Origin of the sequence: Thermoclostridium stercorarium subsp. stercorarium DSM 8532, assembly GCF_000331995.1 — a bacterium.
Taxonomy (GTDB): domain Bacteria; phylum Bacillota; class Clostridia; order DSM-8532; family DSM-8532; genus Thermoclostridium; species Thermoclostridium stercorarium.
Map to the genome: position 1 here is coordinate 1 of NC_020134.1, position 16,088 is coordinate 16,088.

The 16,088-nt window shown below is 36.9% G+C and carries 12 protein-coding genes and 2 tRNA genes; 13 read left to right on the forward strand and 1 reads right to left on the reverse strand.

Annotated elements, in window-relative coordinates; genetic code table 11:
• Positions 1-100: 100 nt before the first annotated feature.
• The 5 genes from dnaA to gyrB all read left to right on the forward strand — a co-directional run bounded on the left by dnaA (position 101) and on the right by gyrB (position 6,161).
• A complete protein-coding gene (dnaA, locus tag CST_RS00005) occupies positions 101-1,423 on the forward strand; it encodes a chromosomal replication initiator protein DnaA (protein WP_015357734.1) in 1,323 nt (440 codons plus the stop codon).
• A gap of 283 nt (positions 1,424-1,706) precedes the next feature.
• Entirely contained in the window at positions 1,707-2,798 is a 1,092-nt protein-coding gene (dnaN, locus tag CST_RS00010) for a DNA polymerase III subunit beta (RefSeq protein WP_015357736.1), read from the forward strand.
• 24 nt (positions 2,799-2,822) lie between these two features.
• Positions 2,823-3,905, forward strand: coding sequence for a DNA replication/repair protein RecF (gene recF / locus CST_RS00015; RefSeq protein ID WP_015357737.1), 1,083 nt, complete (start codon positions 2,823-2,825; stop codon positions 3,903-3,905).
• A gap of 39 nt (positions 3,906-3,944) precedes the next feature.
• Positions 3,945-4,202 (forward strand): extracellular matrix regulator RemB, encoded by a 258-nt coding sequence (gene remB / locus CST_RS00020; RefSeq protein WP_015357738.1) that lies wholly within the window; start codon positions 3,945-3,947, stop codon positions 4,200-4,202.
• A 27-nt stretch (positions 4,203-4,229) separates the two neighbouring features.
• Entirely contained in the window at positions 4,230-6,161 is a 1,932-nt protein-coding gene (gene gyrB, locus CST_RS00025) for a DNA topoisomerase (ATP-hydrolyzing) subunit B (RefSeq protein ID WP_015357739.1), read from the forward strand.
• 919 nt (positions 6,162-7,080) lie between these two features.
• Here gyrB and CST_RS00035 read toward each other — a convergent pair.
• Positions 7,081-8,151: an IS30-like element ISCth3 family transposase gene (locus tag CST_RS00035; RefSeq protein ID WP_003511744.1), complete on the reverse strand. Its 1,071-nt coding sequence runs from the start codon at positions 8,149-8,151 to the stop codon at positions 7,081-7,083.
• Between the two features lie 974 nt (positions 8,152-9,125).
• Between CST_RS00035 and CST_RS00040 the strand changes: the two genes are divergently transcribed.
• The 8 genes from CST_RS00040 (at position 9,126) to amrS (ending at position 16,077) form a co-directional block, all read left to right on the forward strand.
• Positions 9,126-9,893 carry a ParA family protein gene (locus CST_RS00040; RefSeq protein WP_015357740.1) on the forward strand — a complete coding sequence of 256 codons (768 nt, stop codon included), beginning with the start codon at positions 9,126-9,128 and terminating at the stop codon, positions 9,891-9,893.
• Entirely contained in the window at positions 9,890-10,744 is an 855-nt protein-coding gene (locus CST_RS00045; protein WP_034843548.1) for a ParB/RepB/Spo0J family partition protein, read from the forward strand. The genes CST_RS00040 and CST_RS00045 overlap by 4 nt, the downstream gene beginning before the upstream one ends.
• Before the next feature lie 200 nt (positions 10,745-10,944).
• On the forward strand, positions 10,945-11,415 hold the full coding sequence (locus CST_RS00050; protein WP_015357742.1) for a DUF4446 family protein: 471 nt from the start codon (positions 10,945-10,947) through the stop codon (positions 11,413-11,415).
• 27 nt (positions 11,416-11,442) lie between these two features.
• A complete protein-coding gene (gene serS / locus CST_RS00055; RefSeq protein WP_015357743.1) occupies positions 11,443-12,738 on the forward strand; it encodes a serine--tRNA ligase in 1,296 nt (431 codons plus the stop codon).
• Positions 12,739-12,926: 188 nt separating this feature from the next.
• Positions 12,927-13,013: transfer RNA gene (locus CST_RS00060), tRNA-Leu, on the forward strand.
• Between the two features lie 26 nt (positions 13,014-13,039).
• Positions 13,040-13,116, forward strand: a tRNA-Met gene (locus CST_RS00065).
• Positions 13,117-13,867: 751 nt separating this feature from the next.
• Positions 13,868-15,253: an AmmeMemoRadiSam system protein A gene (amrA, locus tag CST_RS00070; RefSeq protein ID WP_015357744.1), complete on the forward strand. Its 1,386-nt coding sequence runs from the start codon at positions 13,868-13,870 to the stop codon at positions 15,251-15,253.
• Positions 15,250-16,077, forward strand: coding sequence for an AmmeMemoRadiSam system radical SAM enzyme (gene amrS, locus CST_RS00075; protein WP_015357745.1), 828 nt, complete (start codon positions 15,250-15,252; stop codon positions 16,075-16,077). Before amrA ends, amrS begins: the two co-directional genes overlap by 4 nt.
• Positions 16,078-16,088 lie beyond the last annotated feature (11 nt).

Below are 16,088 nucleotides of genomic sequence, written 5' to 3' on the forward strand. Positions count from 1 at the left end.
TTTTTACGACAATTTTTTAGGCCGATAGCTTTATTGAAACATAAGGTCAAGTTTGATATAGTAAAAGATAACGGTTAATTTTTTGCCTGGAGGAATAAAAATGTTATCAGCACAGGAAATTTGGAGCAAAGTTGAAAAGCTTTTGGAAACAGAACTGACCAGAATAAGTCTTGATACATGGATTAAAACCGCCAAACCTTTAAGCATGACACAGGATACGTTTACCATAGAAGCTCCGTCAGAATTTAACAGGGACATACTGAAAACACGTTATATTCCTCTGATAACTAATGCAATAAAAACCGTTACAAACAAAGAATACCATATTGAAGTAGTAGTGAAGGATTCTTACAATTCGACCTACGAGCAGAATTCCAATGAGGGTTCAAATTATTATTCCTCACTATTAAATCCGAAATATACCTTTGATACATTTGTAAGGGGCAGCGGTAACCAGTTCGCTCATGCAGGCGCTGTTGCGGTGGCCGAATGCCCTGCAAAAAGGTATAACCCTTTTTTCATTTACGGCGGAGTGGGTCTTGGCAAGACTCATCTTATGCACGCCATAGGCCACTATATTCTTGAACAGAACAAAAATGCAAAGGTATTGTATGTAACATCTGAAAAATTTACCAATGAGCTTATTAACTCAATTAAAGATGATAAAAACGAAGAATTCAGAAACAAATACAGAAACATTGATGTGCTTCTTATTGACGATATTCAGTTTATTGTCGGTAAGGAAAGAACACAGGAAGAATTTTTCCATACCTTTAACGCTTTATACGAAGCCCAGAAACAGATCATTATTTCAAGCGACAAACCGCCCAAGGAAATTGCAACCCTGGAGGACAGGCTCAGATCCCGGTTTGAATGGGGGCTTATCGCGGATATCCAGGCACCTGATTTTGAAACGAGGATTGCCATATTAAAGAAAAAAGCGCAAATGGAAAAATTTGAAGTTCCTGATGACGTTATGGCATATATTGCCGAAAACATAGTGTCAAACATACGGGAACTGGAAGGGGCACTGAACAGAGTTGTTGCCTATGCGTCGCTTACAAATAGTCCCCTTACCGTTGATTTGGCCAAAGAATGCCTTAAGCAGCTGATATCAAACAATAAAACAAAAGAGATAAATCCGTCGGTGATAATAAAAACGGTATCCCGTTATTTTGACATCAATCCTGAGTCGATTGTCGGAAAGAAAAGATCAAGGGATGTAAGTTACCCGAGGCAGATAGCCATGTATCTCTGCCGTGAACTGACCGATCTTTCTTTGCCGAAAATAGGACAGGCCTTTGGAGGAAGAGACCATACAACCGTTTTGCACGCCTATGAAAAAGTGCTGGAAGACATAGAAAGAAATTCTGAAATAAGAAGGGCAGTTATGGAAATGAAGAAAAATATTACCGGTGCTTAATCTTATTTACATTTGGCCCTTATCCTGTATTTTTTTTGGCCTAAATTTTATCAACAAAATCCAGTGGATGATTTGTTTTTTTTATGTGGATAACATATATGTTCAACCGAAAATTTTGTTTCTGTGAATTAAAAAACAGGTTATCAACAGAAATTTCAACAGGCAATAACCGGGAAATATCAGGGGAAAAAAGATTTTTCAACAAATTTCACAGCCCTTATTACTCCTAATACGGGATCAAGAAATCAATAATATGATATGAAGATAAATGGAGGTTTAGAACATGAATTTTTCCTGTAATAAACAAGATTTACTGGAAGCAATTACTACAGTGCAAAAAGCTGTTATGAGTAAAGCTACATTACCAATATTGGAAGGAATTTACATTGAAGCAGGGGATTCACTTAAGCTTGTAGGAAACTGTTTTGACATGGGCATTGAATACTACGTAAATGCGGACATAAAGGAAAAAGGATCCATTGTGCTTAATTCTAAAATGTTCAGTGACATCATAAGAGGCCTTCCGGATTCAGAAGTATTCATACATGAAAAGGAAAACTATGTTGTAGTCATAGAATGCAGTAATTCATATTTTGAAATTAAAGGCCTTTCTCCGGAAGGATATCCCATGCTTCCGGAGATCGAAGAAAAGGATAAAATTACCGTTCAGCAGTCTGCTTTAAAGGATATGATAAGGAAAACAATATATGCAATCAGTAATGATGAGAAAAATAAAATTTTGACGGGTTCATTGATGGAAGCAAGTGACGGGGAAATAACAATGGTTTCCCTTGACGGGTACAGGCTTGCTATAGCTAAGACCTTCATAAAGGAAGTTGTTTCGTTTAAAGCAATTATACCCGGAAAAAATCTTGGAGAAATATATAAGGTCCTGGAACAGTCTGATGAAAAGGTAAAGATAACCCTTTCAACTAATCAGGCTTTGTTTGAGTTTGAAAACTGCAGAATAATTTCAAAGCTTATAGACGGAGAGTATATGAATTACAGAAGCTTTATACCTGAGAAATTTGAAACTCAGGTAGAAGTAAATGTAAAGGAATTTACAAAAGGAATTGAGAGAGCTTCGGTTATAATGAGTGAAGAAAACAAATATCCTGTAAAGCTGATTATTGAAGGGGACAGTATGCTGATTACTTCAAGTACGAAGTTCGGGATTTCAAAGGAACAGATTGAAGTAAGCACGAACGGAAGCAATATGACAATAGGTTTCAATCCGAGGTTCCTGCTTGATTCGTTCAGAGTGATAGAGGATGAGAAAGTGGAGATTTATTTCAGTTCACCTGTGGGGCCATGTGTGGTTAAGCCGATAGAAAGTGATAAATTTACCTTTATGATTTTGCCGGTAAGGATTTGACGGTCCGACTGGACGGTGTAATAGATGGGAATAAAAAGAATCAGGCTTAAAAATTTCAGAAATTACATAGATGAAGAGATAAATTTCTCGGATAATATTACCCTTATTTACGGAGAAAACGCCCAGGGGAAAACAAATATAATTGAAGCATTATATTTGTTTTCCACCGGCAAATCTCACAGGACCGGCAATACAAACGAACTTATAAGATATGGAGAAACTTTTTTTGATATCCTGCTTGAGTTTGAAGATAATAATTATTTACAGAGCATGGAAATAAAATATGAAAAAGGAGACAGGAAAAAACTGTTTATCAATGATGTAAAAAAAGAAAAAATGTCCGACCTCTTGGGTGTTGTTCCTTCAGTCCTTTTTTCTCCTGAAAGCCTTTCATGCATAAAAGGATCGCCGGGTGAAAGAAGAAAGGTTATAGATATTGTGTTATGTCAAATAAGTAAAAAGTATCTTTTCAATTTGCAAAAGTACAGTAAAATAGTTAAAAATAAAAATGTATTATTAAAAAAAAAGCAATACAATTCACAGATAGATGTATGGAATGAAAGTCTGGCAAAGACCGGAGCCGATATTATACGGGAAAGAAGGAGACTGGTATCAAGCCTTGAAAAAAGAATGAAAAGGATTATGCTGGGGATATCAGAAGGTACCGAAGATGTGAGTTTGCGTTACAGAACCAGTATAGGTGAGGATGGGGAAGAATACCGGAGTTTAATGGATATACTGGCAAAAAATAAAGAAAAGGAAATTGAACACGGAATATGTTTATACGGCCCCCACAGGGATGAGATCGAAATACTGTTAAACAGCAAGAATTCCAGATATTACTGCTCTCAGGGACAGCAGAGATCTTTGGCCCTTGCATTGAACATTGCAGTTATGGAGGAAATAGAGGAAAAAACGCGAAAAACCCCTGTTTTACTCCTTGATGATGTTATGTCGGAACTGGATGAAAATCGCCGTAATTATTTGTATGATTTAATAAAGGATAAGCAGGCTGTTATAACTTCTACCGATAAGACCCAATTCCGGATTTCAGATGATAAGGTATCGTACGTAAAAATAAGAAATGGTACAGTGGTTAGAATTTAAATTATTATTAAATATTACCAAATCTGATTGGGTGATATAATGTTTTTGCATATTGGCGGAGATTATATGGTTTTTACTAAAGATATTGTAGCAATAATTGATATGGAAAGATCAACCGTATCGCAGGATACACGAAATTTTTTGAAAACATCGGAGGAAGAAGGTTTCATTGTTAACGTGGATGAAAATGAACTTCCAAAATCAATTATAATAACACAGGGAAAATACAGTAATAAAGTTTACCTCTCTCCAATTTCAACAACCACTTTATATAAGCGGTTTATGAAAAAAGAGTAATAAAAAAGAAATGGAGGAATAGTTTAAATGAACAGTGAAGTAGAAAAGGATAAAAAATATGATGAAGAACAGATACAGGTTTTGGAAGGCATAGAAGCGGTAAGAAAAAGACCTGGTATGTATATAGGTTCAACTTCCGTCAGAGGGCTTCATCATCTGGTATACGAAATTCTCGATAACAGTATTGATGAAGCTCTGGCCGGTTTTTGCGACAAAATAAAGGTAATTATTCATAAGGATAACAGTGTAACCAATATTGACAACGGCCGGGGAATTCCTGTAGGAATACATCCAAAAATGGGTATTCCAACTCTTGAAGTTGTTCATACCACACTTCATTCAGGGGGAAAATTCGGAGGCTCGGGTTATAAGGTTTCAGGGGGGCTTCACGGCGTTGGTGCTGCAGTGGTAAACGCGCTGTCGGAATGGATGGTAGTCGAAGTAATGAGGGACGGAAAAAGGTACAGACAGCGTTATGAAAGAGGAAAGGCCGTAACAGGAATAGAAATAGTCGGTGAGGCTGATTCTACCGGGACCATTACTACGTTTAAGCCCGATCCTGAGATTTTTGAGGTAGTGGAATTTGACTATGAGATGTTGCTGAAAAGGTTTCGTGAAATTGCTTTTTTAAATAAAGGGCTGACTATACAGTTTATAGACGAAAGAGGCGATGAGGTAAAAGAAAATATTTTGCATTATGAAGGCGGTATAATTTCTTTTGTTAAATATATAAACCAGAACAAGGATGTTATTCACGACGACATCATATATCTGGAAGGCCAAAAAGAAAATATGGAGATAGAGATAGCTTTTCAATATACCGATAGTTTTAACGAAAATATTTTCAGCTATGCAAACAATATTCCCACTACGGAAGGCGGCACTCACGTAACCGGTTTTAAGGCGGCCATAACAAAGGTAATTAATGATTACGCGAGGAAAATTAATATGCTTAAGGACAATGACAAAAACCTTTCTGGTGAAGACGTAAGGGAAGGAATTACTGCCATTATAAATATGAAATTGACCGATCCTCAGTTTGAAGGGCAGACAAAAACGAAACTTGGAAATGCAGACGTGCGTCAGTTTGTTGAAAATCTCGTAACAGAAAAGCTACAGTACATTCTGGAGGAAAATCCTAAAACAGCCAGAATAATAGTCGAAAAATCGTTGGCTTCGTACAGAGCGAGGGAAGCTGCAAGGAAGGCAAGAGAATTGACAAAGAGAAAATCTGCAATGGAAAATTTCTCTTTACCGGGAAAACTTGCTGACTGCCAGGAAAAAGATCCAAGGCTGTGTGAATTATTTATTGTGGAGGGAGATTCAGCCGGCGGATCCGCAAAAATGGGAAGAGACAGAAGATACCAGGCAATTCTTCCGTTATGGGGAAAAATGTTGAATGTTGAAAAGTCAAGAGCGGACAAAGTTTATGGAAACGATAAATTAACTCCGATAATAACGGCATTGGGCGCCGGTTTCGGTGACGATATGGATCTGAGCAAACTGAGATACCATAAGGTTATAATAATGGCTGATGCAGATGTAGACGGTCATCACATCAGAACGCTGCTTTTAACTTTTTTCTACCGGTATATGAGACCTTTGATTGAAAACGGCCATGTTTATATTGCTCTGCCTCCTCTGTATAAAGTGAGCAAAGGAAAAGAAGAATACTATGTATATAATGATAATGAACTTGAAAAACTGCTTAAGGAAAAAGGATGGAAAAGAGGAGAAGGAAGTCTGATCATTCAAAGATTTAAAGGTTTAGGGGAAATGAATCCCGAACAGTTATGGGAAACAACAATGGATCCTAAGACAAGAAAAATGTTAAAGGTGGATCTCAATAATCCTGTTGAAGCTGAGGAAATATTTACGATACTGATGGGAGAAAAGGTGGAACCGAGAAAAGAATTTATACACCAGTATGCAAAAAAGGTTAATAATCTTGATGTATGAAGAAATGTTTCACGTGAAACATTTCTTTTTTTATCTTAAGTATTTGTAATGGAAATTTTTAATATGCAGTTGTTAAGCTGCTATTAAATAACCGGAGAGTCAGGCTTTTAACACAAACAAAAATGGCTGATATTGATATTTAGCATCCACATAATTCGTCGATTATTTGACTTATCCTTATTGTTTTGAAATTCTGTAAATTGCCGTTTCATTAAAGCCAAAATTAATGATTTTTCGCTTTTCTGATACACAAAAACAATTCTATAGTAAATTTTCATTTAGAACGGCGATATTAAGCATGTTTTAAGAGTAAGTACGTACCGCTGCGATATTTTTTTATGTGCGCGTAAGTTTCAACATGCATCAGTTATGTGTCCTGCGTCTGTAAAAATCTTAAGCATGGCTTCCATTAAACTGACAAAATTACTTCAAGCGTTCGTCTGTTAAGGTAATCTTATGTTTGACTTATTTAGATTACTCACTAATAGAATGTTTTTTCATAGCTCCTATTTTGACTGAGGAGTTTGCATATGGCTTATGCGGACTCTATTAATGAAATACTGTACCATAACCATAAAATTTTTTTTTGCAGTATTATAATATTTTACAAAAAAGTGCTCTTCGACATAGTTTCTGCAGCAATTTTTTTATTTTTATATCTGCCAATCACTAAATATTACTATGCATACTTTTCCATAACTGTATTAAATAATTTTTTGTAAATTGCAATATTAAATGCAACACCTATAGTGGAAATCATCCATAATTTTAGGTGTTAAAGTACAACATCATCTTTTAGCCCTTCTTAACTACTATCTTGAGCGAGTGCAGAGGGTAGTCAAGGGTTATCGATAGATAAGACAAAGTCTTTACCCTTGACTACCCTCAAATGAGCTTTAAAATATCTTGGATGAAGGGCTCAGGCTATTGCTGATATATTTTTGTTTACCAGGTTATGTATCTCTTCATTAAAACATTCTTCAGGTGTTTTGTAACCTAATATCCTTCGTGGAAGGCTGTTTAACCATTGTTGTATCCGTTTTATCGTTTCTTCAGAAAAATCTTTTATAGCCTTTCCTTTAGGAATAAAACGCCTAATAAGTCCATTATGACGTTCATTAGTTCCTCTCTCCCATGAGGAATAAGGATGAGTGAAATAAGCTTCAATTCCTAGCCCTTGTAACATTTCGGATAGTCTACTAAATTCAGAACCATTGTCTGCCGTTATAGTGCGAAATACATTTGAAACATCCTTACCATAACAATTCTTAAGTTCTGAAAGTGCCTCGTTAACAGTATTACTGTCTTTTGCGTCCAAAAGAAACAATAACTCGTAGCGGGTTTTTCGTTCAGTTAAGGTTAAAATTACTGAATCGTTAGACTTTTTGCCTGTTACCGTATCAATTTCCCAATGCCCAAAGGTTTGACGTGATTGTACTTCTTCCGGCCTTTGATCAATGCTTTTCCCTACAACCCGTTTGTTTTGACGTATCCTTTTTATTTTAGATTTTAAACGTAGTTTAAGATTTAAATCTATATTTCGTACTTTTATGAGTCCCAGGTCTATATAATTATACAGTGTTTTGGTACATACAATAGTAGAATTTTGCCACTTGGGGTCTCTCCTACATAAACCAACAACTGCATCTGGAGACCATTTTTCGCGTAGTATCTTATCTTCTGCAAACTTAAGAAAATCTTCAACTTGAGCCAATTTACGCTTTGCTCCGCAATTCATACGATTTTTCTCATAAACTGCCTGCCCTGTTTCAGGAAAATATACTTTGTATGTCGATAAATCAGTTCTCATCTGCATTGTTGTCCCTCTTTTAATTTCACGGCTAATTGTACTTGGCGAGCGACCTAGTTTATTAGCAATATAACGTTGACTCTTTCCTTCTTTTAAAAGAGCTGCAATCTGCCCTCTTTCATAAACACTTAAGTGTTTAAACTTATGCTCAGTTGTGGTAGACTTATATTGTACAGCCATAGTTGAGAACCTCCTGTATGTTTGGATTGGACACCTAAATCATACATGATTTCTCACTATGGTTGTCAATTATTTATTTCATTTTACTGTTGCATTTAATTTTACAACGAACCATTAAATAATTTTTTATTATTTTACACGTAATTATTAATTTTTGACAGATAATTATTTGAGAATATTTACATTTGAATATTAACCAAAATTTTGTCTTTAAAAATAATGAATTTCAGCTGCAATACATTAAGGTTTTTATCAGCCGGCTGATATTTAACACAAATTTTTTTGGTATCACGTTTTAATCTTAAATACAGTTTTATTTCTTAAAAAATGTTTTAATTAATTTTGATAATTTATCTATAGGCCAATTTTATTAGTACAACATGAACAGAATTTTTAATTTAATTTTTTGCCTGAAAGGGCAGTAAACATGGCTTCCATAATACTGGTCTGAATTAAAATTAGCTAAAGACAGTAAATTTATTTGCTCCAGCTGTGTAAGCCTTCATAATATTTCCTGAGCATGTAAACCGAGGATCTGTATCATTGCTTCCAGCAAAAACATCAGTTTTTCCTGTCAATGTTATGACTAAAGCATCATCAGTTAAAACATATTCTGTCCGTGTTTCATTAATTACCTGAACCCAAGTGTCAAAAGTTGTCATACTTAATAAGTAGTACATGAAATGTAAAGTTTTAAATATCATTATTATTGCAATTAAAATTTTTGTAAAGTGTTAAAATATAGCATTATTTTTAAAAATAATCTATTTATAATTTTTTCGTTATAGACCGTTTCATTATTCCAATAAGTAAAGTCATATTTTATTAAGGAAATAATATCTCTTTATAAGACATAATTCGTTTGTATTAATATTGTTTCACGTGAAACATTTTACTGTTTAAAGTTTATTTTCAAATATCTATATGCTATAATGTTTTAAGTATTAGGTGGTATCAGGTGTGGGGTGTATGTAATGTCAAAAATTATAGCAATCGCAAACCAGAAAGGTGGGGTAGGCAAAACCACAACTGCGGTAAATTTAAGTTCGTGTCTTGCTGTAAAAGGTAAAAAGGTACTTTTAATTGATATTGATCCGCAGGGAAATACTACAAGCGGACTTGGAATTGACAAGTCAAAAGTTGAAAAGTCAATTTACGATGTTATTATAAATGAAACTCCTATCGGGGAGACTTTTATAGAAACAAAGGTAAAAAATCTTACATTATCGCCGTCAAACATACAACTGGCAGGAGCAGAGGTTGAACTTGTATCTGTTATATCAAGAGAAACAAGGCTGAAACATGCTCTTAATGATATAAAAGAAGATTTTGACTTTATTATAATAGACTGCCCACCGTCCCTTGGGCTTATTACAATCAACGCATTAACTGCCGCTGACACAATATTGGTCCCTATTCAGTGCGAATATTACGCACTTGAAGGACTGAGTCAGTTGATGAATACGGTAAAGTTGGTCCAGAAACATTTAAATCCCAATCTGAAAGTGGAAGGCGTAGTCTTGACGATGTTTGATGCGAGGACGAATTTATCAATACAGGTAGTTGATGAAGTAAAGAAATATTTTGGAAATAAGGTTTACAAAACAATTATACCAAGAAATGTTCGGTTAAGCGAGGCGCCAAGTTATGGACTTCCTATAATTCTTTATGACAGTAAGTCAAAAGGTGCTGAATGCTATATGGATCTGGCCGATGAAGTTATTGAATATTCGGGGGTATGAAAATGAAAAAAGGACTCGGAAAAGGATTGGGGGCTCTTTTAGACACCGATAATATATTATCGGGTGATTCCGGTGTAATGGAGTTAAAAATCATTGATATAGAACCCAATAAGGAGCAGCCGAGAAAAAATTTTGATCAGGAAAAACTTCAGGCACTGGCGGAGTCTATAAAACAGCACGGTGTCGTTCAGCCTATTATAGTAAAAAAACAGGACAAAGGATATACAATTATTGCAGGGGAAAGAAGATGGCGTGCCGCAAAACTGGCGGGATTGAAAACAATTCCTGCGATAGTTAAGGATTTATCCTCAAGGGAAACTATGGAAATAGCGCTTATAGAAAATTTGCAAAGGGAGGATTTAAATCCGATTGAAGAAGCCGAAGCTTATCAGAAATTAATGGATGAGCATGGGCTTACACAGGAGGCGTTATCAAAACTAGTCGGAAAGAGCAGAGCAGCAATAGCCAATTCTGTAAGACTATTATCATTGCCAGATAAAATAAAGGATATGCTGATTAACGAACAGTTGACGCCGGGCCATGCCAGGGCGCTTATAACGGTGGAAGATCCTGAGCGACAGATTAAACTGGCCGAGGAAATTATTGAAAAAGACTTAAGTGTGCGCGAAACCGAAAAGTTGGTGAATGAACGGAAAAATGAAAAGAAACAGAAAAGAAAGGCTGCAAAAGATCCAACTATACTTGATATTGAAGAAAAACTTAAAAGCATATTGGGAACAAAAGTGGAACTGCGTCATAACAAGAACAAAGGAAAAATCGTCATTGAATATTATTCAAATGATGAATTTAACAGGATTATAGAATTTATAACTAAAGATGTAAATTTTTAGGATGCGTTTATTTTTGGTTGTATTGCATTTTTTATGTCATGGTAATATAATTTCATTAAGTCCCAGCTTGTACTGTCTAAAGCTAAAATAAAGGCTTTTACTGATGTTGCTATAACATGGAAATTTAATTATAATATTCCTTCAGAATGCCTTTTTAAAATCAGCACAGGTTGGTTTCATTATCTTATGGAGGGATATTGGTGGAAAAATATATTTTATATGCGTCCTTAGCCATGTCGTCAGTTTCCGTTGTTTTTTTTCTCATACTTAACTTTAGAGTTAACCGAATGATAAAAAAATACAAACATTTTATGCATGGGTTGGGAGACAGCGATGTGGAAAATCTGATGATATCATATCTTGATAATTTGGAAAAATTAAAGAATGAAGTACATAACGACGTAAATAAAAGGATTGAGAAATTGGAAAACAAGATTCCTGGGTGTTTGCAACATGTGGGAATGGTAAGTTATAATGCTTTTGATAATGTCGGCAACAATATGAGCTTTTCGGTGGCATTACTTGATGAAAACAGGGACGGATTTGTATTGACCGGCATATATACAAGGGAAAATTCCTACGTTTATGCGAAAGAGATTGTTAAGGGAGAACCACAGAGGAAATTGTCTTCTGAAGAATTCGAAGCAATTAATAAGGCTTTTGATAAATAGAAATTATTAGTCAAAGAGGTGTTTCAAATGCTTGATATTAACAGAATAAGAAATAATCCCGAAGAAGTAAGAAGGGCATTGTTAAAAAGGATGGACAATGTTGATTTTACCGAATTGCTTGAATGGGATAAGCAAAGAAGGCAATTAATAGCATCGAACGATGAGAAAAAGGCAAAGAGAAACAAGGTATCCGATGAAATACCCCGCCTGAAAAAAGAAGGTAAGGATATTTCCGGGTTGCTTTCGGAAATGAAATTATTGTCGGATGACATAAAGAAAGCAGACGATGAAATAAAAGAACTGGAAAAGAAAATAAACAATTTTCTTTCATCTCTGCCGAACATACCCGCCGATGATGTTGAGCCGGGTGGAAAGGAAAACAATAAGGTTATAAGGACGTGGGGCGAGAAACCTGTTTTTAATTTTAAACCGAAAAATCATGTTGATCTTGCAACCGACCTTGGGCTGGTGGATTATGAGCGCGGCGCAAGGATTGGCGGCAGCGGCTACTGGGTCTATACAGGTTTGGGCGCAGTATTGGAATGGGCATTACTGAACTATTTTATTGAAGAACATTTAAAGGATGGATATATATTCATGCTGCCGCCGCATATTCTGACGTATAAATGCGGTTACACCGCCGGTCAGTTTCCCAAATTTGTTGACGATGTTTTTAAGGTAGAAGCAAGTGAGCCCAGCGAAGACATGCATTTTCTCCTTCCGACCGCCGAGACGGCGCTTATAAATTTCCACAGGGATGAAATACTAAATGAAGAAGATTTACCGAGAAAATATTTTGCTTATACTCCATGTTACAGAAAGGAAGCAGGAAGCTACCGAGCTGAAGAACGCGGAATGATCAGGGGGCATCAGTTCAATAAGGTTGAAATGTTCCAGTATACAACACCTGAGACGTCGGAAAAGGCGCTGGAGGAACTTGTTAACAAAGCGGAAAGGCTTGTTCAGGGGTTAGGACTGCACCACAGGGTTACAAAGCTCGCTGCCAAAGACTGCAGTGCTTCGATGGGGAAGACGTTTGACATAGAAGTTTGGATACCAAGTATGAATGATTACAAAGAAGTAAGCTCGGCATCGAATGCTTACGATTATCAGGCAAGACGTGGAAATATCAGGTTCAGGCGTTCAGACACGGGAAAAACGGAGTTTGTTCACACCCTTAACGCTTCGGGGCTCGCAACTAGCAGAATTATCCCGGCAATCCTTGAACAGTTTCAGCAGGAAGACGGAAGCGTTGTAGTTCCTGAAGTACTGAGAAAATGGGTTGGTACCGACGTAATCAGAAAACCTGAAAAGAAAATTTAGTCTTGTTCACCGCTGCGGTATTAGTACTGCAGCGGTGGCAAAATAAAAAAATACATAAAACAATGCGGAAATTTATAAAGCTATTTTTTGAAATTACCTTATAAATCCATAAAAATCTTTGCATTTATCTATTGACATTGGTGAATAAGTGCCTTATAATGATAGAGTCGTTTGGATGGAAGGTATAGGCCGGAGTGGCGGAATTGGCAGACGCACAGGACTTAAAATCCTGCGAGGCCTAAAACCTCGTACCGGTTCGATTCCGGTCTCCGGCACTATGGGAAACGAGGAAATATAACGACGCGGAGTGGAGCAGTCCGGTAGCTCGTCGGGCTCATAACCCGAAGGTCGGAGGTTCAAATCCTCCCTCCGCAACCAGTGAGAAACCCTGAAAGTAGAAGTCTTTCAGGGTTTTTAATATATTACTGCATAACGCAAAAAGATTTATTTTGCTAACCTATTTGCCTACTGCTGATATGATAAGTTCCTTTTCCTACTGTCCTGAAAAGTTATTCCAAACAGCATGTAATTGAAACCGCGCTGTTAATTATGGCTCGGCCTTACTATATTCAAGGGATTCACATCGGTTAAAAAATTATTTATGGCAGTACTGTAACACCGGTCTGTGAAGAATTCTTTTCTAATGTATATTTTGAACAGGTTTAGACAAGTGACAACGAGTAAACTTAATATTTTTATTTGGAATATTGCCCTATTTCCGTCATGGCATCTTTAGTATATTATTTTAATGTAAAATGACAGGCAATTGGGACGTATTACAATTATCTAAAATTGCATCAGAAATAGGTTATGGGACAGCACTTGGATTTAACAGATTTAAAGCAAAGGACTGTTGGTCGACGGTATTAGCGCACGGAATGACGAATTTTTTATGATATTCAAAATTAATATATTTATGGCATGATAAGTGGAAAAGCTTCATTTTTAAATATAATACTTACGTTGAATTGAAACCAACCGCAAAATAAAATTGTTTACTCGGTCAAGCTAATGCTCGACTGCTAAAAAAGCAATCATAATGATATAATAAATTAATAAATAAAGAACCGTCCGATTTTTATGGGTATAATAGAATAGAACCCTTTTTCATTGTAAAGGAGGGGAAATTATGCCGATTAAAGCGGCCTTTATAGTTCCGCATCCTCCGATTATTTTGCCGGAGATAGGACGGGGCGAGGAAAGGAAAATTCAGAAAACTACCGATGCCTATATGGAAATAGCCGAAAAAATTTCCGAGATTCGCCCCGAAACAATAATTGTCACTTCGCCGCATTCAATTCTTTATTCCGATTATTTTCATATATCACCGGGAAAAAAGGCAAAAGGTGACATGCGCCGTTTCGGAGTTAAAAATCTGACAATCGAAGCAATGTACGACAGTGAATTTGTTCAGGCATTGTCTGCCGAAGCTGAAAAAGATGACATTCCGGCAGGGACTTTAGGAGAGCGGAACCCGGAACTTGATCATGGAACTTTCATACCGCTGTATTTTATCAATAAGTTTTACAGGGAATACAAACTTGTGCGGATTGGCCTGTCGGGATTTAGCCATTTGGAACATTACCGTTTTGGAAAAGTAATCGCAAGAACGGTTGAAAAACTTGGCCGAAATGCTGTTTTTGTGGCAAGCGGCGATTTGTCGCACAAACTTTTGAGTGAAGGACCTTACGGATTTGCGAAGGAAGGTCCTGTATTTGACAGACAGGTTACCGAGGCAATGGAAAAAGCTGATTTTCTCACATTTTTAAATTTTGATCCGTCATTTTGCGAGGCTGCTGCGGAATGCGGACTGAGATCCTTTATAATAATGGCCGGTGCACTGGACGGAAAAGAAGTAAAATCAAAACTTTTGTCTTACGAAGGTCCGTTTGGTGTGGGGTATGCCGTGGCTTCATTTGAAGTCACGGGAGATGATCGCACAAGGCATTTTGATATTGCATATGAGGAAGAACAGCGGAAAAGAATAAACGAAATTAAATCTGGCGAAGACGCTTACGTAAAACTCGCAAGACTTTCACTGGAAACTTACGTGAGAACGGGGAAATTCGCCGAGTTACCAAAGGATCTACCTGCCGAAATGCTTAATAGAAAAGCAGGTGTTTTCGTATCCATTAAAAAACATGGCCAATTACGAGGATGTATAGGAACGATAAGTGCGGTAACAAAATGTATTGCGGAGGAAATATTAAGGAATGCCGTAAGTGCCGGTACAGAAGATCCGCGATTTCCTCCTGTTACCGAAAAAGAACTTGATGAACTTGTATACAGCGTAGATGTTCTTTCTGAACCCGAACCGATCTCGTCAATGGATCAGCTTGATGTAAAGAAATATGGAGTTATTGTCACCTGTGGTTACCGCAGAGGGCTTTTGCTTCCCGACCTTGAAGGTATAGACACTCCCGAACAGCAGGTTGAGATCGCCCTCAGAAAAGCTGGTATCAGGCCTGATGAACCATACACCATGCAGCGCTTTGAGGTGGTGAGACACCATTGAAAGCAGTCTGCGAAATTTGTCCCCACCACTGTTCCATTGATGAGGGACAATTGGGTTTTTGCAGAGCCCGTACCAACAAAAACGGAGAAATAGTGTGTGAAAATTATGGTAAGATGACTTCAATAGCTCTTGATCCAATAGAAAAAAAACCGTTAAAGCGGTTTTTTCCCGGTAGTTTTATCCTTTCGGTAGGAAGTTACGGGTGCAATTTAAAATGTCCGTTCTGCCAGAATTATGAAATATCAATGACCTGCGGGGGTAAAATCAGTACCGAAAAAGTGATGCCCGAGTTACTTGTCGGCATGGCTGAAAGCCTGGTGAGCAGAGGCAATATCGGTATTGCGTATACGTATAACGAACCACTTATCAGTTATGAGTATGTAATGGACTGCGCCAGGCTTGCAAAACGAAAAAGTTTGAAAAACGTGGTTGTTACAAACGGATATATTTGTGAAAAGCCGCTTGAAGAACTTCTTCCGTATATAGACGCAATGAATATCGACCTGAAGTCTTTTTCAAATGAATTTTACAAAAATATAAAAGGGGACCTGGAAACGGTTAAAAACACAATTACTTTAGCGGCGAAAAACTGTCATGTTGAAGTTACGACACTGATTATCCCCGGTGAAAATGACAGTGGAGAGGAAATGGAAGAGCTTTCGGCGTGGCTTGCATCAATAAGTCCGGAAATACCGCTTCATGTAACCCGTTTTTTCCCAAGATACCTTATGACGGAAAAAAAGCCTACGCCGGTTGACAAAATATTAAAGCTGGCCGACGTTGCAAGAAAGAATCTGCGTTATGTATATGAAGGCAACATCTGACTTGAAGGTCT